The sequence below is a fragment of the Aquimarina sp. Aq78 genome (assembly GCF_900299525.1).
GTDB lineage: Bacteria > Bacteroidota > Bacteroidia > Flavobacteriales > Flavobacteriaceae > Aquimarina.
This window is the reverse complement of record NZ_OMKA01000029.1, coordinates 481,813-504,617: the sequence shown is the minus strand read 5'-3', so window position 1 is coordinate 504,617 and position 22,805 is coordinate 481,813. Positions and strand designations below refer to the sequence as shown.

Below are 22,805 nucleotides of genomic sequence, written 5' to 3'. Positions count from 1 at the left end.
CTACTGCACAATGTTAATGTGGGTTTTACCCCATCATAAAGAAATTTAAACGTATTAAAAAATGAAAAACTTTATAGATCAGTTAGCTATCTATGGCTTGTTTTTAAAGGAAGAGAAAGGAAATTTGTCATTAAAAAAATATAAAAACAAGTCAGATGTAAAACCATATGATCTGAAAAAAGACCCTCTTAATATCATAAGTTTTCTAAAAGAGAATAAAGAAGGTTTAATCGAATTTTTGAGAACAGAAAATAAAAACTCAGAATCTCAAAAGGTTAGAGATTCAATTTATAAACTCAGCCCTCTTCAGGAAGGGATGTTGTTTCATAGTCTATACGATGAGGATGCCAAAGCATATATAGTGCAATTAACCATGGATTTTCCAAAGGGAGTGGACACCGAAATTTTAAAATCTGCCTGGAATCACATTATAGACAACCACAGCATATTGAGAAGTGCTTTTTTCTACAAAGAACTAAGCGTTCCGGTGCAACGTGTTTATGATAAGGTAGTAATACCCTTCACAGAGTTGGATTATAGCATGTATTCCCCTACAGAGTTGGACGAAAAAATAAACGCTTTTATAGAATTAGATAGTACAAGAGGTTTTTCTTTTACCCAGGCTCCTTTGATGAGAGTAACACTTATTAAAACAGGAAAAGTATCCAGTAAAATGATTTTTACAAATCATCATATCTTGTTTGATGGGTGGTCAATGCCTATCCTTCTGGAGGAACTTCTTAATGCATATGAAACTATTTTTCAGGGGAGTAATCCACCTGAGCAAAAGAAAGATTTATATGAAGATTATATAAAATATATAGCAAAGAAAGATACCGTTGAGGAAGAGAGATTTTGGAAAGAATATCTTAAGAACCTGGAAACCCCGGGATTATTACCTTTTTCAGAAGCAGGAGTATCCAGGAATAAGGCAATTGGAAACTTCAAAGATGTTTCATTGACCTTGGATGATAATTTTACGGATAAACTAAGGAATTATGCTCAAGACAAACGATTAACGGTCAATACCATATTACAGGGAGTTTGGGCCCTTTTGTTGTCAAAATACACAAATAATAATACGGTAGTATATGGAGTAACGGTATCCGGACGTCCTGCAGAATTGGAAAATTCTGAACACAAGGTGGGATTATATATCAATACACTACCACTATGTACTACTGTAGAAAATGATATGTTGATCTCGGATTGGCTTTTAGAATTACAATCTGGCCATGCAGCAGGAAGAGAACATCAATATACAAGTTTATCTAAAATACAGAAAATCAGCAATGTTCAAGGAGATTTATTCGATAGTATTTTGGTGTTCGAAAATTATCCTGTATCGAAAACACTCTCCGAAAGAGAAAGCATATTAGAAGTTGATAATTCAGAGGTTAAAGAATTGGCAAATTATCTATTGAACATTACAGTAAACCTAAGCGAAGGGTTAGAAATTAATTTTAACTACAATGCTTCATTACTTGAGGATGCTACCATTAAAATGATCCATAATCATTTTGAATATTTATTACAGCAAATAGTAAACCCTTCCATTAACAAAATATCAGAATTCGACATTCTTACAGAAAAAGAAAAAGATGAAATACTACATGTGTTTAATCCTGATAAGATAGATTATGTACAAGATAAAACAGTGTTGGATGCATTTGAAGAACAGGTGCAAAAATCACCTGATCAGATAGCAATAAAATTTAAAGACAAGCAACTTACTTATCAGGAACTAGATGACGAATCAGACAATCTTGCTAATCATTTGTTATCCGGCTATGAGATAAAACCCGGAGATTTAATTGGAGTAAAACTGGAGCGAAGTGAAGTGTTGCTATGTGCCTTAGTAGCAATTCTGAAAACAGGTGCAGCATATGTACCTATAGATTCCAATTATCCGGAAGAAAGGATTTCTTTTATTGAGAGTGATACCAATTGTAAAGTGATAATAGATGAAGATTTTCTGGATGCATATAACAAAAAGGGAAAAGATAGTGAGTTTCCAAAAATAGCAATAGATCCAAATCATCTTGTGTATGTTATGTATACGTCGGGTTCTACAGGAAAACCTAAAGGAACAATGATAGCACATAAAAGTATTGTGAGTCTGGCAAAATCCTGTGATTATGTACCGTTGGGTTTTCAGACCAAATGGTTATCGACCGGATCTATTTCTTTTGATGCTACTACTATTGAGTTTTGGGGGACATTACTTAATGGAGGAACATTGGTTCTTATGGATAGAGATACCTTATTGGATTGTCAACGCTTGAAAAATGTAATTATAAAAGAGAGCGTAAACACCTTATGGATGACAGCTTCCTGGTTTCATCAAACCGTAGAAGAGGATATAGCTGTTTTCGAAGAAATCAAATACCTTATTGTTGGAGGTGATAAAGTTATTTTTAAGTATACCAATAAGTTGTTGTCTCATTATCCGAATATAAAAATAACAAATGGGTATGGCCCCACAGAGAATACTACTTTTTCAACAACATATTCTATTGAAGAAGAATTTAGTAAAGATCTTCCGATAGGAAAACCTGTGAATGATTGTCAAGCATACATCTTTGATGAATCCTTATCCTTTTTACAACCCGTAGGAGTTGTAGGAGAATTGTGTTTGGGAGGAATAGGATTAGCAAAAGGTTATTTACATCAAGAAAGTTTAACAAATGAAAAGTTTATCCCAAACCCGATAATAGAGGGAGAAAGAATGTATCGTACCGGAGATTTGGTAAAATGGTTACCTGACGGGAATATCGAGTTTTTAGGAAGAAAAGATAATCAGGTTAAGATTAGGGGATACCGTATCGAACTTGGAGAAATAAATAATGTAATACAAGAGATCCCGGAAATTAGTCAATCTGTAGTAATTGTCAAAGAAGACCATGACCAGAACAAACGATTAATAGGATACGTAGTTTATAACGAACCAATTAGTAAGGAGCTTATACAGGATTATCTACGGTCAAAATTACCTGGGTATATGGTCCCTCAGGTATGGCAGGAATTAGATGCAATACCATTGACTAATAATGGTAAGATTAATACAAAAGCATTACCGAATCCTGATTTATCCGATTTAATAGTAGATTATGTAGCTCCCCGTAACTTAATAGAGGAAAAATTGGCGATCATATGGAAGGATTTATTAGGCATTTCAAAAGTGGGTGTTTATGATAACTTTTTTGACCTTGGAGGTCATTCTTTGCTAGCAACCCGATTAGTATCAGCACTTCGCAAAACCATGAAAATTGAGATTGCTATCAAAGATGTTTTTATATATCCTACAATTTCAGAGTTAAAAAACTATTTGGATACGAGATCTACGGGAGTTGAGCTACCATCATTGGTTAAGCAGGATGTTGAAGGAAAAATTCCTTTGTCATTTAGCCAAGAACGTTTATGGTTTTTGGATCAGTTACAAGGTAGTTTAGAATATCATGTGCCTATTATCTTACGAATTAAAGGAACATTGGATATATCTATCTTAGAAGCTTCTTTAAAAGAAATAGTTAAAAGACACGAGTCATTACGAACGATCATAAAATCTGATGAGGGGGTTGGATATCAGGAAATTTTATCCTCAGAAGATTGGTGGATGAATACAATTCCTATATCATCTTCCGTAAAACTAGAAAATTTACTTTCCATATTTGTGGAAAGACCTTTTGATTTATCCAAGGATTATATGTGTAGGGCGTGTGCATTTAAACTTGGAGAACAAGAATATGTTTTAGCGATTGTTTTTCATCATATTTCCAGTGATGGATGGTCTGAAGGAATTTTGATTAACGAATTAACAGAATTATATACCTCAAAATTAGAAAAACGAACTTCAAAACTAAAAGGGCTTTCACTACAATATAAGGATTATGCCATATGGCAACGTAAGTATTTAGAAGGGAAAATACTGAAAGAACAATTATCATATTGGGAGAGAAAATTAGAAAAAACGTCTCCTTTAATTCTGCCTTCTGATTATGAAAAGCCAGCCCAAAAGAGTGGTACTGGCGCTGGTTTTTCTTTTGAGCTGGATAAAGATACAAGAGCAGCTTTAGAAGTAATTTGTAAACAAGAAGGAGCTACCTTATTTATGGTTTTGATAGCAGCTTTTAAAGTTTTGCTTTATCGATATAGCGGTCAATCAGATATTTGTATAGGTACACCAGTGGCCAATAGAACACAGGAAGAATTAGAAGGGATCATTGGTTTTTTTATAAATACATTGGTATTGCGTAGTAATTTAGAAGGAAATCCAACTTTTTTAGAATTTCTTAAAGAAGTAAAAAACACAACATTAGAAGCTTATGATCATCAGTTAGTTCCTTTTGAAAAAATAGTTGATCGTGTTGTTGATACACGAGATATGAGTGTTAATCCATTGTTTCAGGTAATGTTTGTTTTACAAAACATTACCGAAGAGAAAAAAATTGAACTCGATGGATTAAGTTTGGCGCCGTACCATTATACTAATACTACTTCCAAATTTGATATTAAAATTACCGCAGAGGATAATGAAGAAGGATTGTCCCTATGGGTAGAATATGCAACAGATCTTTTTAAGGAAGAAACTACTCGTAAAATGATTTGTCATTATCAGGAAATATTAACTAATATATCTAAAAGCCCTGAAACATCAATAGATATAATCCCTCTGTTAACCGAAGGTGAAAAAAATCAGTTGTTAGAAGTGTTTAATTCTGATAAAACTAATTTCTCTTCAGATAAAACTATCGTGGATTTGTTTGAAGAGCAGTGTTTGAAAAATGAAAAAGCCGTAGCAGTTGTTTTTGAAGGAAAAGAAATAACATACAGAGAGTTAAGAGAAAAATCTAATCAATTAGCTCATCTATTAGGTGATAAAGGAATAACCAAAGATACATTGGTAGGAGTATGTCTGGATCGATCTCCTGAAATGATTACAGCAATTATGGCAGTGCTTAAAGCTGGGGGGGCATATGTCCCAATTGATTCTGAATTTCCAATGGATCGAATAAGCTATATTATTGAAGATGCAGAGATAAAATTGATTTTATGTGCTGAGACCAATATCCAACTTCTAGAAAGTATTAGAAATATAGACCTCGTTGCATTAGATAGGGATCAGGAAATTATCAGTAGTAAATCTATTGAATCATTAAATAATTTGATATCCTTAAACGATTTAGCATACGTAATCTATACCTCTGGATCAACTGGAAGACCTAAAGGAGTAATGATAGAACATAAAAGTATATTAGATTATTTTCATGGACTGATCAAAAAACTTGGGATAAAAGATTCATATCATTATGGATTAATGTCTACAACAGCGGCAGATTTAGGAAATACTGTTTTGTTTGGTTCTTTACTAACAGGAGGGACTTTACATACATTCACAAAAGACGAACTAAAAAATCCGGTAGCACTTCAATCATATTTTGAAAACAACTCAATCGATTTTATAAAAATAGTTCCCTCTCACTGGCTTTCTTTAGAAACTAATAATGGAGTATTATTACCAGAACAAGGGATTATTTTTGGAGGGAGCATTCTGAATGTTGAAGTAATTCAGAAGATAAAGAAAACCGGAAAAGACTTAAAAATAATTAATCATTACGGACCAACGGAAACTACTATCGGAAAACTACTTCATGAAGTAAATATTCATAGACAATACAGCAATATACCAATAGGTAAACCTTTTTCGGATGCAAGGATCTATATTCTGGGACCCCAGGAGCAATTAGTGCCGATTGGTGTTGTTGGAGAATTGTGTATCAGCGGACCCGGGCTGGCCAGAGGATATTTGAAGCAAGAAGATCTAACAAGTCAGAAATTTATAGATCACCCATTTATAAAAGGAGAAAAACTATATAAAACAGGGGATTTGGCAAAGTGGTTGCCAGATGGTACTATTGATTTCATAGGAAGAAAAGATCATCAGGTAAAAGTTCGGGGATATCGCATAGAACTTGGAGAAATAGAAACAGTACTATCTCAAATACCTGAAATTGTGGACTGCTGTGTAATAACCAAAGAAGGAGCAGGAGGTGATAACCAATTGATAGCATATGTGGTCACGGAAAAAAAGTTTAATAACGAAGCTTTACAGAATAATTTACAATCCAGATTACCAGAATATATGATCCCGCGATTGTGGATGAAACTGGATGAAATGCCTTTGACAAATAATGGAAAGGTTGATAAAAACTCATTACCGGATATAGAGTTGTTAAAGACTTCCAGAATAACATATGTTGCACCTAGAAACAAAATTGAGAAACAGTTTGTAGAAATATGGCAAAACATATTAGAGGTAGATAAGGTAGGAATACATAACAATTTTTTTAGCTTGGGAGGGCATTCCTTACTAGCTATGAAATTAGTAGTTCAAATGAATAATGTATACAATACAACATTAAGTATTCGAGATGTATTCGAGTGTCCTACGATAGCAGCATTAAGTGATAAATTGCCATCAATAGACAATGATTCAGATAAGATTCTTATAGGCTTTAATAAAGAAGGATATAAAAAACCTATATTTTGTGCTCCTTCCGGAGTGGGTACAGCTATACCTTTCTACAATCTGGCAGATTTATTAGGTGAAGAACAACCTTTTTATGCTTTTCAATGTCCGGGAATAGATGGAATAACTCCTACCCTGAAAACTGTAGAGCAAATAGCCTCTCTTTTTATAACAGAAATGCAAAAAGTAAACCCTTATGGACCGTATTGTATAGGAGGATATTCTTTTGGAGGTAAAGTAGCGCTTGAGATGGCATTACAACTCCATAATAGAGGTTATGAAGTTAGTGAACTGTTAATTTTTGATGCGGCAGTAATTAACCACCCTTTGACTTCTGTTCTGATACCTGAAGAAGACATTGAAACACTATTATTCGAGATAGTTCGTTTTATTAATCTGGAATTTGGCGTAAATATCAACTTAATTCCTTCTTTATTCCAAAATGTATCGGACGATAAAAAGATAGGAGTGGTGTATAAATTAATAGAGAAGCTGAAGTCTCCATTTGAAACAAAAATGAAAGGACGGGTTCAGGTTTATATTAATAACTGTACATTTAGTTACTATCCCCAAACTAATGTTAAGTTAAATACTCAGGTTTTATTGTTTAGAAGTAAAGACAAATTAGATGTTGATCCCACAACACTTAGAGGTACAGACAAAGAAATTTTTGAGAAAGTATTACAGGCAAAAGATTTTGGTTGGCAGGAGTATACTAATAAAGAAGTAAAAGTATACCCAATAAAAGCAGGTCATACCGAAATATTATCACTTCCACATGTCATTGAAATAAGTCAAAATCTCAATGAAAACTTAAAGATACATCAGCAGATACTTGCCGATGAACCTTCTTTGGGATAAAATCTTCAAAATATTACATCCGAACACAGGTGTTGTGTAGGTGTATCACATATAAATAAAAAGTTAATGAAAAAATATTATGTCTATTTGGGACTACTAATGTTTTCAATATTTGGAACGGATTTAACAGATTTTGCATTGAGTGTGTGGATATTGGATCAGCCTGAAGGAAGTATAACTATATACTCAATGATTTGGTTTTTTGAAGCTGCGCCGGCAATTTTTTTGGCTCCTGTTATAGGTGGTTTAGTAGATCGATGGAACAAAAAAAAGATGATAATTTATGGTCAGCTCATTGCAGGATGTGGTAGTTTGACCTTAATGACGTTGTATTATCTTGGGAATTTGGTTCCGTGGCATATCATGATAGTCGCTGGGATAGGTTCTATAGCCAGTATGTTTGTGTTTAACGCCTTTTATATTTCAACCACCGCATTGGTGCCAAAAAATAGATTAGTGAACGCACAAGGGGCATCCAGTACAATCCATTCTATTATCCAGATGGGGGTTCCTATACTAGCTCCTGTGCTGTATAAACTCATTGGATTGAAAAATATATTTTTTATTGATGCAGTGACCTTTTTTGTGTCAGTTATTTCTTTTAGCATATTAAGTTTTGTCGTTGTCGCTCAGTCAGAAGAAAAATTTAGCTTAAAAGCAGATTTTTTAGTTGTCAAAGAATTTATGAATCAAAAAAAAGGATTTATTTATCTATTTTCATTCTTCTTCTTGACAAATTTTTTGATAGGACTTATTACGGTATTACTGACACCGTTAATTCTTGACTTCTCAGATGAGTATGTCTTGGGAATTGTACTAGCAGTAGTTGGTTCAGGAAGTTTGATTGGCGGAATTATTATGAGTAGCACAAAGGGCATTAAAAAGCCAATTCAAGTGGTTATTTGGGCAAATGTTATAGTAGGCCTTACTCTCTGTAGCTTTTTTATTCAGATTAATCCTTATATCCTGGCAATCGGAGGAATGCTAATATTGGCCATGTTTTCTATTTCAGGGATTGCTAATGATACATTTTTTCAAACTGTAGTTCCCGTAGACTTACTTGGAAGATTAACAGGCGTCGGAACTTTAGTTATAGGAGCGGCTGCCCCTATCGCCTTTCTTTTATCAGGATTTGTTGTCGATAAATTAAGCAATATATTTAAGAATTTTTCTCTGCAAATACTTAATCGTTTTCCAGGAACCAGTATCACAACATCTATTATAATCGTATTCGTAATATCAGGTGCATTATTAACTATAATTTCATTGGTGTATAGAAAAAATAAATCATTGCAAGATCTTGACAGATTGTATTTTACAGAATTAAATAAACACCAAAAAAGATAGTTTCTAATGAATGAAATTTTAAGAGATAAAATAAAAATTATAGCAATACCTTTTGCAGGAGGTAATAAATATAGCTTTAAAAACATATCAGAGTTTATGTCAAAAGACTTTGAATGGATTACTGTAGAGCTACCTGGTAGAGGAGCCCGGTTTAAAGAAAGGTTGTTAGATGAAATCTCAGTAATGGTTCAAGATATATTTGAGCAAATATATCGGCATATAAAAAACGAACCTTATCTTATTTATGGTCATAGTATGGGAACCCTGTTGGGTTACGAATTAACCAAGCTGTTGATTCAGAAGAATATGCGATTGCCTATTTGTTTGTTTTTTACAGGTAGAGGAGCTCCTGGAGCAGTTTCAAAAAAGGAAATCTCCTCATTACCAGAAGATTTGTTTTGGAAAGAAATTAATGAGATGGGTGGGCTTCCTAAAGAAATTTTACAGCATCAGGATCTTTTATCCCTATACTACCCAATTCTGAAATCCGATTTTAAAGCTATCGAAAATTATACATACTATAAGATTAAAAAGCCGCTGCCCGTTCCTTTATTTGTTTGTATGGGAAAAGATGAAATAGGGCAGAGAGAAGACAAAGTTTCTTTAGATAAAATTAAAAAATGGAATGAAGAAACAGAACTTCCTCAAATCATACAATTTCTGGAAGGAGATCATTTTTTCATATTTAAAGACCCAAGAGCTATTGCTTATAAAATTAGTAATGCCTGTGGTTCAATATTGAATCAAAAGATGATTATAGTACAATAGAAAAGTCTAGTTTTGAATGATTTAGTTGTCTAAAAAGACTAAAAAGTTGAAGGTTGTCAATTTAAGCTGACAGTTAAAAAGTTATTTTCAAAACTATTTATATGATCTCTATTACTACGTTTGAAAAGATTTAAGAATGCATTCTATAGATATATTTTATACATCTTTTAAAACCCCTCTGGAACAAAGTCTTTTTTCAGATTATTTATCATTACTATCGCCAGATTTGAGAAAAAAAAATTCACAATATATTCGTTGGCAAGATAGACATGCGCATTTGTTCGGACGCTTACTATTGATTGAAGCACTAAAGAGTTGTCATATAGAAAACAATATCTGGGATCTTATCGCTTATAACTCACACAAACGACCATATTTAACCTTAAATGGATATGACTTTAATATATCTCATTCTGGAGATTATGTGATTTGTGCAATAGGAAAAAATACCAGGCTTGGTATTGATATTGAAGAACATCGAAAGAGAAACCTAAAAGATTTCAGAGATTTAATGACTGCAGATCAATGGGATGAAATTAACAGTGCGAGCTGCCCGTTAAATGTGTTTTATAAATATTGGACTATTAAGGAAAGTGTGATTAAGGCAGATGGACGGGGGTTTTATATACCTCTGAATGAACTTGAAGTGAAGAATAATACCGTTAGTTTTGACGATGAATTATGGTTTGTGAATGATTTTGTGTTCACTAAAGGTTATAGTGCTGCACTAACAACCAGTCAATTATCAACATTTAAAATGCATGATGTAAATTTTTATAACTCTCTTATGGTGTAGCTCAAATTAGTGACAAATAGGTTTATTCTGTCTTTTTAGAATCACTGATCATACCAATACTTAGGACCGTTCTAAACCCTAGATGCTCTAACGAAGAGTCTATGCTGGTGGCCATTCTGGCACTATTACGATAACTGGCACAATAAGAATCACTACATAAAAAAGAACCCCCTTTTATGACCTTTTCTTGCAAAGCAGGATTGTTAGGATTGTAGGGTTTTACAGCGCCCTTAGGATTATGAGTTAAACCTTGCTGTTTTAATTGATTGTAATACGTTGTATTGTACCAATCTTGTGTCCATTCCCAAACATTTCCAGCCATGTCATATAGATTATACGAATTGGATGGATAGGAGCGAACCGGAGCTTTGTTTTCAAAACCGTCTGTTTTGGTGTTTTCTAGAGGAAACTCTCCTTCCCACGTATTGGCATGATTACTTAAATTTTGTATATCATTTCCCCAGAAAAAAATAGTGCTTTTTTCTTTCCCTCTGGATGCATATTCCCATTCTGCCTCAGTAGGCAATCTTCTTTCTGCCCATTTACAATACGCCACAGCATCTTCATAGGCAATATGAACAACGGGATACTTGTCTTTTCCTTCAATAGAACTTTCTGGACCTAAAGGATGTTTCCAGTTAGCTCCGATTTTCCATAACCACCATTGAGAATAGTCGAAAAGATTTGGAACACTCTTTTTTGTTTTTTTGAAAATTAATGATCCGGGTTGTAGTATAGAGTCATGAGGTTTAGGAGCATTAGGAGGTAATTGTTTTTTCATCTCTTCCCAAACAATTTCTCGTTCTGCTACTGTTACATAGTTAGTGGCATCAATAAATTTTTTAAACTGCGCATTTGTAACTTCTGTTATATCCATAAAAAAACCATCTACCGAAACGGGATGAGCAGGAGTCTCATGTTTCATGATCATACGATCATTTTTCACGGCTCCTTGATTGAAGTTTCCTCCGGGAATCCAAACCATTCCTTCTGGTATTGTTATTCCTTCTGGTATATCCTTAATGATTTGTATCTGTTGTGTAGTTGAGGTTTTTTCAACTTTTTTGAGCTCTTGTTCTTTTTTACAACTTGTAATTATTGCTAAAAAGATAAGTAATAGTGTCTCTTTTCTATATCTTTTGCAGTATTTGTCTTTATTCATTTAGTAATTGTGTTTTATATCTAAGTTGTTTTAAGCTGGTTATTCAAATGTAATCTTTTTTGGATCATTAAAAGATAAAGTTTTTAGGTGTATTCTGCAAAACGATAAAAGCTGCTTTTAATCGAAGATTAACCTTTTTATTAGGCTGTTTTTGTACTTTTTGAATATCATAATTATATTTTAGTATCTAATTCTTAGGGAGTTACTTAAAATATTTCTAATGAAAAAGGAGCTAGATATTTCAGAAATACAATTGATCATACGCAATTTAATCGCATTTATAGTGGTAGAAGGAAAGGAGTATGTGAGCGATAAAAAAAAGAAAGCATATGTATCTGGATATGTACAGCTTTTGATAAAAACTATTCACCTTATCGATGATCAGGAGGAACTCTCGATAATAGAGGATATTGCAGAAGATATCTCGACTTATCTCGAATGAAAAAACACCACTACTGATTTTACTATGATCGAAGAGAGCCTTTTTACTACGTTAAGAAAGCTCTCTTTTTTTTAAAGTAATAATAACTTTTATATCTTATGCGTTTTAATATCCAAATCTATAGCGCTGTGAACGAACAAGATTATATTGAACGGTTAAAAAACGAAAATAAGTTACTTCAGGATAAGCTGGATAAAATTAATAAAGGGAAACAGAAAAAAAGAAGATTTAGATGGTGGCTCTTAAAAAAATCCAGTACTCCAATTTTTGGCAATCGACTTAAGCGAAGTATTAGTGCTGCTATTAATGAGTATAAAGAATATAAAACAGTTTCTGTAGATACGGTTTCTGATGTATCATCTAGTGTGATCTGGCGAGTTACGAGAATTGGATTGTTTGCATTTTTGTTTGCGATAGTGCCTTCATTGGTATTGATTTTTCAGACAAAACTATTGCTAAATCAAAATAAATTAATTACCAGCCAGAATAACCTTGTAGAGGCAGATCGAAGATCGTCATTAGTATTTGTAATGGGTGATGTTCTTACTGATTTAAATGAAGAATTGAAATATAAAGGCTCTGGTAGTCGTAATATAAGCAAAACATTAGAAGCTAGAATAGTTGGTCTGTGTATGGCAATGAAACCATATCGCTATATTGATGATGGAGTGTTAATTGAAAAACCAATTAGTCCAGAGCGGGGGCAACTACTATTTACGCTTTTAAAAAGTGATCTAGGTCTAGAATCTTCACAAGATATTTTAAATTCTGCAGAGTTTAGATATACAAACCTTAGAAAGGTTAATCTGGGAAGAGGAGTTAATCTTAAATATGCACGATTAGATTATTCTGATTTAACAGAAGCTCAGATGCCTGCTGCTAATATGGAAAGCTGCGACCTTAAAGAAGTACGAATGAGTAAAATCAATTTATCAGATGGTAATTTAAAAAGAGCACGGTTACATAATGCTAATTTGCAGCGAGCAGAATTGTTAAGTGTTGATTTTACAAATGCTAATTTGTATGGAGCAGACCTTAGCGGTGCTGATCTCTCTGAAGCGATATTGTGGGGAACCAAATTAGAAAATGCAAATTTAACAGATGCAATATTGGATAATGTTATTGTAGATAGGCAAGATTGGATAGCATACATTTCGGACTCTTTGGATCTGGAAGGTGCAGGAGAGATCGCAAAAAAATATAGAATTAAAAAACAAGGAAAGAAACAGTTTGTTCTGATTCCCAAAAAATAATACTATTTATTACTTGAACTCATCTTGAGTAATGCTTTTGCCTACAAAATTCACATTTTGTACCATAATGAAGTTCTTTCTTTTCAACGTAGCTAAGGCTATGCAGAAAAGAAAGAACTTCATTATGGCACAAAAGCCATACTTTTCAGCTTAAAACCGCTACTCAAGATGAGTTCCTTATAAAAATTAGGTCATGTGTTTTTTTAACGAGCCAGTTTCCTGCCGGAAAATATAATGCAAAGAATAAAGCCATCCCTAAACTGAAATTTTGAGGGCTAAATACCTTATCCAGGATATTATCTGGATATACATAAGATGACTGAAGCCAATATCCTAAAAATTCTAATATCCCCATTGCAACTAACCCATATGCATATTGCTCAAAAAAGGTGTATTCCTTTAAGATAATTGAAATGGGTACCATATATAAGATATAACATGTAATTACTTGCCACCAATATGTAAACCTGGCAATTTCTACTTCGGTTCCAAAACGATTCATTCCCAATCCCCATAAGAAGTAGATAATAATATAGGTTAGGATTAAAGTTTTTGGAGCTTCTTTTAGAGTGTTTATATGTTTAGACAGTATTCTTTTCATTATGAAGATATATTTGAGCAATCATACGGAAAAACGGCTTTTTGGTAATACTATGTTTTTCTATTGTACTCTTGCGAATAATAGTTTCTAATTCTTTATTAGTAAAGGCTCTTTGTATAGCAATCAATCCATCTTTCTTTGTCATATCCGAAACAGGAAGCATAAAACGTATTGTTTTAAACATATGGTACGCCATTTTACTTCTATACAATTCACTAAAAATAATATGTTTTACAGTATTAGATTGCAATTTTTTTAAAAAATAAATTAGGTTTTCATTATTGAAATGATATATAAAATGGCTACTGATCAAGAGGTCGCAATTAGGTAATACAAAATCCTTATCTAAAATATCAGCGGTATTAAAATTAATATGAGTAGGATCAGGATTATTTTGCAGTGCATAAGAAATACTTTTAGGATTGCCATCAATTCCTGTAAATGTGGCTTTTATATTATGTTTCTTTAGTGTTTCTGAGATATGTGCAATACAATCTCCACCACCACAACCAATATCAACAATATGAATTTTTTCTATAGTTGGATGTGTTATACAATAGTGCAATATGGCCTTACTTAATTGTCTATGATTACCAAAATAAGTATTGATAAATTTTAAGCTGGCTAATGTTGTATCGAGTATCCCTCCTGATAGGGATAAGTTGTCAAGTTGCTCAGATTTATGTAATCGAACTCTAAGGTTCACAATATTGTATTAATTAATGATACTAGTATTTTTAGTCCTTAGAATAATAATAACTTTACAAAAAAAGACGAAATTCTATGACTAATGATGATATTAATGAAATAATTAGGAGAAGACGATCTGTTTTTCCGGCACAATACAATGAGAAACCTGTACCTAAAGCATTGATTAAAATGGTATTGGAAAATGCAAATTGGGCTCCGACACATAAACTCACACAACCTTGGCGTTTTAAGGTGGTAGAAGGAGAAGCCAAAGATCGATTGGGAGTGTTTTTATCAGATACATATACCGATATCACTTCTAATGAAGATTTTTCTCCGTTTAAGCACACTAAAATTATTGATAAGTGTAAATCTGCCAGTGCGATAATTGTGATTTGTATGCAACGAGATCCAAAAGAGCGTATTCCGGAGTGGGAAGAAGTTGCATCAACTGCAATGGCGGTACAGAATATGTGGCTAACATGCACGGCAAACGATATTGGTTGCTATTGGAGCAGCCCTAAGTTAATCAACTATATGGGTGATTTTTTTGATTTTGAAGAAGGAGAACACTGTTTAGGTTTCTTTTATCTCGGGTATTATGATGAAGACGAGAAAAACACTTCAAAACGAGAACCGATAGAGAGTAAAGTACAATGGATGGAATAAAAAAAACCATCCACATTGTGGATGGTTTTTATAAGTCATACGACTTATTGTATTTTAAAAATACGACTATTGCTGAGTCATTGCTTGAGCAAGTTTTTGCATCTTTTCAGAACTAGCAGTCATATAGTCAGTCCATTTTTTAACATCATCACCAGATAATTTTCCAGCAATACCTTGAGCTGCTGCGCCAAGTTCTGATCCTTCTTGAGCAAGTCCAGCAAAAGCAGTCATATCTTTGCTTTCTACGATTTTTGCATACTTAGCCATATACGCCTCATATTTTTTTACGTATTCTGTTACTTCAGCGTTGTCAAAATTAGGAACACCGTCAACAGCTTCTTCTACTTTTTCTGCAACTTCTTCGGCAGCTTCTTCTACTTTTTCTGCAACTTCTTCAACAGCTTCTTCTGCTGTATCTGCTGCTTCTTCAGCTTTATTAGCAGCATCTTTACAAGAGATCACTGTTAAAAACACTAGAGCTAAAGCTCCTAAAAAAATTTTTTTCATAATAAATAGATATAGTTAATTTTGGTTACTTAACGCCAAATCTAATACTTTATTTTATCTATTCGAAATTTAAGATGGGTAAAAAATACACACTGGTTTTTATTATTTGGCTACTATATAGGCCTAAGTGCTTGTTATCCTTGTAAATTAGGTGTTTATATAGATAAAGATTTCTTAACGATATATTATTATAAGCTACTATTTTTCTCGGTTAAGTATTTCCAGTAGCGTTTTGGAAGGTGTTGTTTATGTAATTTGTTGTTTTTACGGGATTTTATGTTCACATTATTGTAGTATGTTCCCCATAATTTTTGAAATTCGGCTTCATTCTGAGCGAGTACCTCTTCTGAAATTCGAACCTTTTTTCTAGAAAAGCCTTCTATAGTTACTGTTTCTACAGTGTTTAGATCGTAGTAAATACCATAATTTCTTTTGATATCATAGATAACCCATTGCTGGTCGGCATATCGATCTTTAAAATGATGAATGATTAGTGGCAAAACATTAAAATCTGGTTCGACAGTAGCGGTGTATATATTGTCATTGGTTAATTGAAAACGTACAAATGCTTCCATTCTGTGTTTTTCTCGACCTACCATCCTCGCAACCTGACTAATTTTTAGAATATCTTTATTACTGAAATCAATATTTCTATCGTTTTTTTTGGTAAAAATGTTTTGTACATAACTCAATAATGTATTCTCTACGCCTTTGATTTCACTCAAAAATACTTTAAAGAAATCCTGTTGTTCATTTCGAGTTGTTTTAGATTTAAATCCTTTCCATACTCTTGATGCTTTATACCTCTCGGTGATAACCTCTTCTGTTATTGTAAATAATTGAGTATTGGTTTCTGATTCTTTTCTAATAACTGCATCAGATATTTTTTGATCATATACCATAAAAATACAACTTAAAAATCCTTCAAAACTTCCATCATATAGTAATATCGTTTGCGGATTCATAAGTATTGATATTAGGAGAAAAGACTTAATTGTTGATTAAAGTATTTTTTATACTTACTATTAGAGCTTTTTAGGATCTTAGCTTTTAATGTATGAGGATCATGATCTTTGTTATAAAAATCCTTAGAATTACAAGTGATAAAATATTGGGCTCTGTTTATGGCTATGCCAATAGCTTTAAGATGAGACCAATCTAAATTTCTAAATTTTCTGGCCTGTAGTATTTTAAATACAGATTGCATGCCAATACCGGGAACTCTGGCCAATATCCTTTTATCTGCTTTGTTGATGTCAATAGGGAAGAGATGTAGATTACGTAATGCCCAACTTAGTTTTGGGTCAATATCTAAGTCCAGGTTTTTGTATGTGTCATTCAATATTTCGTTAACAGAAAATCCATAAAATCTCAATAACCAATCGGTTTGGTAAAGACGGTTTTCTCTAAGGATAGGAACCTCAGTTCCTAAGGATGGTAACCGAGAGTCTGTCATAACAGGAATATATCCAGAGTAATATACTCGTCGCATATCAAATTTTTTATAGTAATAGGTGGCAGAATACATGATATCTCGATCACTCTCACCAGTTGCTCCAATGATCATTTGAGTACTTTGCCCTGCCGGAGCATATTTGGGAGTGTTCTTTATCGTTTTACGCTCTGCTTTATATTGAATGATTTCATTTTTAACCTTTTGCATAGGTTTTATGAAATCCTCATGTTTTTTATCTGGCGCCAAAAGTTTTAATCCGGATTTGGTTGGGATTTCAATATTCACACTTAATCGATCGGCATATAATCCTGCCTCACGCATCAATTCATCACTGGCACCAGGAATGGATTTGAGATGGATATAGCCATTAAAATTCTCTTCTAATCTGAGTTTTTTGGCCACAGCAACTAATCGCTCCATGGTAAAATCAGAGTTTTTGAATATTCCAGAGCTTAGAAATAGCCCTTCGATATAATTTCTTCTATAAAAATTAATAGTTAGATCAACTACTTCCTGAATTTTAAAAGCAGCTCTTTTAATATCATTACTTTTTCTGGTAATACAATAGGCACAATCATAAATGCAATGATTGGTAAGCAAAATTTTTAATAAAGAAACGCAGCGTCCATCTTCTGTATAACTATGACAAATTCCGAAACCTGTATTATTTCCTAATCCTTTTTTAGGATTGGCTCTTTTACCTCCGCTACTGGCGCATGAAACATCATATTTTGCGGCATCTGCCAAAATGGAGAGTTTTTGACGTATTCGCTCAAACGACATAGATGCATTCTGTAGCGGTTTTTATTTGATTTTTTACGGTTCTTATTATTTCTTCTATATCGGTTAATATCTGATAATCTGTAAACCTAAGAACGGTAATTCCTAATGACGAAATAAATAATTTTTTTGGGGCATCTAAGTTGTGGATATCCGAGAACTCGTGCGCATAACTGTCAATTTCAATAGCAATTTTTGATGTAGTACAATAAAAATCAAAATTGTAATTTTTCACGGCCTTATTTCTAAGAAAATGAAATCCTTTTTCTGAGAGTTTTTGATGAAGTTGATCGATAGTTGTAATAGAACTATCGAGTGAATGTCTAATGATTTTCTCTGATACTTTTTGGTATAAAGGAATGGTTTGTGAAGACATAGTAGATGTATTTAGTTGTAATTTTTCCAAATTTATGGAATTTTTCCATAAATATTAAAATAAAATTATGTTAAAATTGGAAATATTCCAAAATCTTGTATCTTTGCTACTAATTATCCCAGGTCACAGCACCGTTTTTATATGATAATACTATTAAAATTTCGATTTTATGGATAATTCAACCAACCAAACCATAAAGCGTTTTAAACAAATTCGCGAGGAAAACCATTTTACCCAATCTGATTTTGCTAAGGTTTTGCAGATTAAAAATTCTACAGCTGATATAGAAAGGGGTAAGACCAAGATTTCAGGAAAAGTTGTAGCCAGATTATTGCAGGAATTCAATATTAATCCCTTGTGGTTGTTTGGAGAGAGTACTCAAAAGAAAATACAATTACACCTGGGAGATGTATCTCCAAAAGTAGTTACTATAGATTCTCAGAATAATGAAAATATAGTTTTGGTAAATGTAAAAGCCGCAGCAGGATATCCTCATAATGTTCAAGATTTAGATTGGTATCAACAATTACCTGCATTTGATATTCCTTTACCAGAATATCGAAATGCTACATATCGTGGTTTTCAGGTAGAAGGGGATAGTATGCTGCCATTACTAGAGCCCAAAGAGTGGGTGATTGGTAAAGCGGTAAACAACCTTTCTGAAGTGAGTAATAATACAATTTGCGTAATCGTTTTAGAAGATAGTGTAGTGGTAAAGAAAATTAGAAAAAATAAAGATGCTTCTATAATAACGTTAATCTCTTTAAATTCTGAGTACTTACCATATACGATTCAGACACATCAAATAGTTGAGCTTTGGGAAATAAATAGCAAGTTAAGCTTCAATATTGATGCTAATTCTGATACGGCTAGTATGAAACAGCTACAAGAGGCAATGTTGGAATTAACCTCTGAGGTGAGAAGTATGAAACACTAATTTATGAATCCAGACTCTTGTGCGTGTTTGATAGCTTCATCATACGTGTGAACAAGAAGAATAGGAGAGGCAGTAAAGGAATGTATAATCTTTTTAATTCGTTTTTCTTTTCGGCGATGCTTTACGTTTCTTAAGTAAATGGCTAAAATACGACCACGATATTGCTCTGCAATTTTAGTATAAATATCGGCATCTTTTTCTCCACTATCTCCAATAAGAATAAATTTAAGATGTGGATACATCGTTAAAAGATTCACAATTTCGGACTGCTTATGCGGAACTTTAGGTTTTGGTGTTTTATCAAATGGTGTTCTAAAATCTCTAAGTAAAATTGGACCTTTTGGAAAATGATGTTTGTTAAAAAAGGCACTTAGATAATCATACAAATTCCACGGACTATTACTTACATAAAAAAACGGATTAACAGGCGTTCCTTTTGTCCCCAGATGTAATTTTTTACAAAATTTCACCGTGCCTTCTATTGCAGTTCTTTTATCAAAGTTTTTGAAAAGTGTATTAGCAATAACTCTCCATTTAAATAATGAAGCGACACCTGTATGTATAATAGTATCATCAATATCACTTATAATTGCGAATTCTGCATGATCTGAAGGGACAAGCATTTGACTGTTAAATATATTTTTATTGCTTATTTCTTTGCGTGTGTCTTCTTTTTTGTAAGATACACTATACGAAATCCAACCTTTTTCATTTATATATTTAGAAAGCTTAGGGATATCGAGTTCCAGGTTGTAATACCCTTCGAGATCTGTATTTGTTTCTATAACTTGCCCATCGGGTAATTTTAGTTCTATCTTGATATTTCGGATTTCATCACTTTCGAGCTGTCTGTAAATATTCCGTAAGGTTTTAAATATATTTTGATTTGTACTAAAATCAATATTTTCATCTTCAAGAGCTCTTCCTGTTGCACGAAAAATGGAATTTGTGCCGTAACCAAGGTAAGTATTGATACGTAAAGCTTTTTTCTTAAACATGAAAAATATAAATTTTAGTAATTTGCTTATGCTTCGTTTGCTATAATTTTATGTATTAGTCGTAGTTATTTAGTTTTTTTACTAAGAGATATCATAAAAATAAACAACCTCGCCCAAAGAGCGAGGTTGTCTTATACATTAATTTTAGGATTCTTATTTTATAGAAGCTTTAATTGCTTCAATTTCTGCTTTTACTTCAGCTTCTGATCCTTTTAATTCTTTTACATCACGTTTTACTTTTCCTTTTTCAGAAGTTTCTATGGTAACAGTAGCAGTTGCTAACTCGCCTTCCATATTCATACGAACTTCGATTTTCTTTTCTGAAGCATTATTCGTTGACTGTGTCACTTCTATAGTATTAGTTGCAACAGCAGTTTCAGAAGTGTGTCCTCCTAAAATAGGAGCAATTACTAGTCCTATAAGGCATGTTAACTTAATTAAAATGTTCATCGATGGACCAGAAGTGTCTTTAAATGGATCTCCAACAGTATCACCTGTTACTGCAGCTTTATGAGCATCAGAACCTTTAAAGGTCATTTCTCCGTTGATTTCGACACCGGCTTCAAATGATTTTTTAGCATTATCCCAGGCACCACCAGCATTGTTTTGGAAAATAGCCCATAACACACCACTCACGGTAACTCCTGCCATATATCCTCCTAGCATTTCTGCGATGGCTTTAGTATCCATACCAAAAATCATCGGAATGAAAGCTATTACCAGTGGAAATCCAATAGTTAATAAACCAGGTAACATCATTTCTCTTAAAGATGCTTTAGTAGAAATAGCTACACATTTATCATATTCTGGTTTTCCTGTTCCTTCCATGATTCCTGCAATATCTTTAAACTGGCGACGTACTTCTTGTACCATTTCCATAGCAGCTTTTCCTACAGCATTCATTGCTAAAGCAGAGAATACTACTGGCACCATACCTCCAACAAATAACATTGCTAATACAGGTGCTTTGAAAATATTAATTCCGTCAATTCCTGTGAAGGTAACATAAGCGGCAAATAAAGCTAAAGATGTTAGCGCAGCAGAAGCAATAGCAAATCCTTTTCCTGTTGCTGCTGTTGTGTTCCCCACAGAATCTAGTATATCTGTTCGTTCTCTTACTATTGGTTCCTGTTCGCTCATTTCTGCAATCCCACCAGCATTATCAGATATTGGTCCAAAAGCATCAATAGCTAATTGCATAGCTGTGGTAGCCATCATCGCAGAGGCTGCCAGTGCAACTCCATAAAACCCTGCAAAGGCATAAGATGCCCAAATAGCTCCTGCAAATAATAATACAGAAGGAAATGTAGAAATCATCCCGGTAGCTAAACCAGCAATAATGTTTGTTCCAGCACCTGTGCTTGATTGTTGTACAATTTTAAGGATAGGCGACTTACCTAATCCAGTATAATACTCGGTTACAGAAGAGATTACTGCTCCTACTAATAAACCTACTAAAGTTGCATAAAAAACTCTCATTGAAGAGATCTCAACAAGACCTTCACCAAAGAATTCCATTTTCATTGTTTCAGGAAGCATCCACTTACATAATGCAAAACAAGCCGCTGCTACTAAAATAATTGATGTCCAGTTACCAATATTAAGTGCTCCCATTACTTGAGCTTCTTTGGCATCGTTACTTTTAATTTTGACAAGCATCGTACCTATTACAGAGATGATAATTCCAACACCTGCAATTGCCATTGGCAATAAGATTGGTCCAATACCTCCAAAAACATCTGTAATAGAACCTCCCATATCTTTGATCACATAGTTACCTAATACCATAGCTGCAAGGACAGTTGCTACATAAGATCCAAATAAATCTGCACCCATACCAGCAACATCACCTACATTATCCCCTACATTATCTGCAATGGTAGCAGGGTTACGTGGATCATCTTCTGGGATACCTGCTTCTACTTTACCAACCAAATCTGCTCCTACATCTGCTGCTTTGGTATAAATACCTCCACCAACACGAGCAAATAATGCAATAGATTCTGCTCCTAAAGAAAATCCGGCTAAGGTTTCTAAAACGACAGTCATTTTATCGGCAGAAGTCCATTCACCTCCCATAAAGACATTATAAAATATGATAAAGAAAGTTGTTAATCCTAATACTGCTAATCCTGCAACACCAAGTCCCATTACCGTACCACCACCAAAAGAAATTTTAAGTGCATTTGGTAAACTAGTACGAGCTGCTTGGGTAGTTCTAACATTTGTCTTGGTAGCAATTTTCATCCCTATGTTTCCAGCAAAGGCAGAGAATACTGCTCCAAAAATAAAAGCGATCACAATCAGCCAGTGTGTTGTGTCTACTACTATAGAAACTATAAATAATAAAACACTTACTATTACCACGAATATTGCAAGTAATTTGTATTCTGCATTTAAGAAAGCTAAAGCACCTTCATAAATATGATCCGAAATTTCTTTCATTTTACCATCACCTGCATCTTGTTTCATTACCCAAGATTTTTTGATAAGCATATAAACTAGCCCTAGTAATGCCAAAACAATGGGCATATAAATCATATTCGATTCCATTAAATATATTTTAAGTTAATTCGTCGCTAAAAGTAGTAAAAATACCCTAAATACAAAAGGATAGTTAGATGGCAATAATT

The 22,805-nt window shown here is 33.4% G+C and carries 17 protein-coding genes; 8 read left to right on the top strand and 9 right to left on the bottom strand.

The annotated features are described in order from the left end of the window. Positions 1-61: 61 nt before the first annotated feature. From DG435_RS21695 to DG435_RS21680, 4 genes are all read left to right on the top strand, one after another. Positions 62-7,390: a non-ribosomal peptide synthetase gene (locus tag DG435_RS21695; protein ID WP_106795022.1), complete on the top strand. Its 7,329-nt coding sequence runs from the start codon at positions 62-64 to the stop codon at positions 7,388-7,390. Positions 7,391-7,456: 66 nt separating this feature from the next. Next, a complete protein-coding gene (locus DG435_RS21690; protein WP_106795021.1) occupies positions 7,457-8,737 on the top strand; it encodes an MFS transporter in 1,281 nt (426 codons plus the stop codon). A gap of 6 nt (positions 8,738-8,743) precedes the next feature. Continuing rightward, positions 8,744-9,505 (top strand): thioesterase II family protein, encoded by a 762-nt coding sequence (locus DG435_RS21685; protein ID WP_106795020.1) that lies wholly within the window; start codon positions 8,744-8,746, stop codon positions 9,503-9,505. A 136-nt stretch (positions 9,506-9,641) separates the two neighbouring features. Next, on the top strand, positions 9,642-10,301 hold the full coding sequence (locus DG435_RS21680; protein ID WP_106795019.1) for a 4'-phosphopantetheinyl transferase superfamily protein: 660 nt from the start codon (positions 9,642-9,644) through the stop codon (positions 10,299-10,301). A gap of 22 nt (positions 10,302-10,323) precedes the next feature. On the opposite strand, the gene DG435_RS21675 is transcribed toward DG435_RS21680, so the two are convergent. Next, positions 10,324-11,463 carry a formylglycine-generating enzyme family protein gene (locus DG435_RS21675; RefSeq protein WP_106795018.1) on the bottom strand — a complete coding sequence of 380 codons (1,140 nt, stop codon included), beginning with the start codon at positions 11,461-11,463 and terminating at the stop codon, positions 10,324-10,326. Positions 11,464-11,683: 220 nt separating this feature from the next. On the opposite strand from DG435_RS21675, the gene DG435_RS21670 reads away from it, so the two are divergent. Both DG435_RS21670 and DG435_RS21665 read left to right on the top strand, forming a co-directional pair. Continuing rightward, positions 11,684-11,905: a hypothetical protein gene (locus DG435_RS21670; protein WP_106795017.1), complete on the top strand. Its 222-nt coding sequence runs from the start codon at positions 11,684-11,686 to the stop codon at positions 11,903-11,905. 128 nt (positions 11,906-12,033) lie between these two features. Further along, the gene (locus tag DG435_RS21665; RefSeq protein WP_159025795.1) at positions 12,034-13,158 is read left to right on the top strand and encodes a pentapeptide repeat-containing protein; all 1,125 of its coding nucleotides are present in this window, start codon (positions 12,034-12,036) and stop codon (positions 13,156-13,158) included. Positions 13,159-13,321: 163 nt separating this feature from the next. Here the strand turns inward: DG435_RS21665 and DG435_RS21660 are convergent, their stop codons facing one another. Beyond that, complete coding sequence (locus tag DG435_RS21660) at positions 13,322-13,759, bottom strand: hypothetical protein (RefSeq protein WP_106794772.1); 438 nt, start codon at positions 13,757-13,759, stop codon at positions 13,322-13,324. After that, complete coding sequence (locus DG435_RS21655) at positions 13,740-14,465, bottom strand: methyltransferase domain-containing protein (protein ID WP_159025771.1); 726 nt, start codon at positions 14,463-14,465, stop codon at positions 13,740-13,742. The genes DG435_RS21660 and DG435_RS21655 overlap by 20 nt, the downstream gene beginning before the upstream one ends. A 77-nt stretch (positions 14,466-14,542) precedes the next feature. Between DG435_RS21655 and DG435_RS21650 the strand changes: the two genes are divergently transcribed. Beyond that, positions 14,543-15,118: a nitroreductase gene (locus DG435_RS21650; protein WP_106794774.1), complete on the top strand. Its 576-nt coding sequence runs from the start codon at positions 14,543-14,545 to the stop codon at positions 15,116-15,118. Between the two features lie 66 nt (positions 15,119-15,184). On the opposite strand, the gene DG435_RS21645 is transcribed toward DG435_RS21650, so the two are convergent. The 4 genes from DG435_RS21645 to DG435_RS21630 all read right to left on the bottom strand — a co-directional run bounded on the left by DG435_RS21645 (position 15,185) and on the right by DG435_RS21630 (position 18,267). After that, complete coding sequence (locus tag DG435_RS21645) at positions 15,185-15,580, bottom strand: hypothetical protein (protein WP_199852730.1); 396 nt, start codon at positions 15,578-15,580, stop codon at positions 15,185-15,187. A 233-nt stretch (positions 15,581-15,813) separates the two neighbouring features. Further along, positions 15,814-16,590, bottom strand: coding sequence for a TIGR03915 family putative DNA repair protein (locus DG435_RS21640; protein ID WP_106794776.1), 777 nt, complete (start codon positions 16,588-16,590; stop codon positions 15,814-15,816). Positions 16,591-16,601: 11 nt separating this feature from the next. After that, a complete protein-coding gene (locus DG435_RS21635; protein ID WP_106794777.1) occupies positions 16,602-17,864 on the bottom strand; it encodes a putative DNA modification/repair radical SAM protein in 1,263 nt (420 codons plus the stop codon). Further along, positions 17,854-18,267 (bottom strand): endonuclease domain-containing protein, encoded by a 414-nt coding sequence (locus tag DG435_RS21630; protein WP_234387185.1) that lies wholly within the window; start codon positions 18,265-18,267, stop codon positions 17,854-17,856. Before DG435_RS21630 ends, DG435_RS21635 begins: the two co-directional genes overlap by 11 nt. Positions 18,268-18,406: 139 nt before the next feature. Here DG435_RS21630 and DG435_RS21625 point away from each other — a divergent pair, with 139 nt between their 5' ends. Next, positions 18,407-19,174 (top strand): LexA family transcriptional regulator, encoded by a 768-nt coding sequence (locus tag DG435_RS21625; protein ID WP_106794779.1) that lies wholly within the window; start codon positions 18,407-18,409, stop codon positions 19,172-19,174. Here DG435_RS21625 and DG435_RS21620 read toward each other — a convergent pair. Further along, complete coding sequence (locus DG435_RS21620; protein WP_106794780.1) at positions 19,171-20,172, bottom strand: App1 family protein; 1,002 nt, start codon at positions 20,170-20,172, stop codon at positions 19,171-19,173. The genes DG435_RS21625 and DG435_RS21620 overlap by 4 nt on opposite strands. 153 nt (positions 20,173-20,325) lie before the next feature. Beyond that, on the bottom strand, positions 20,326-22,725 hold the full coding sequence (locus DG435_RS21615; protein WP_106794781.1) for a sodium-translocating pyrophosphatase: 2,400 nt from the start codon (positions 22,723-22,725) through the stop codon (positions 20,326-20,328). Positions 22,726-22,805 lie beyond the last annotated feature (80 nt).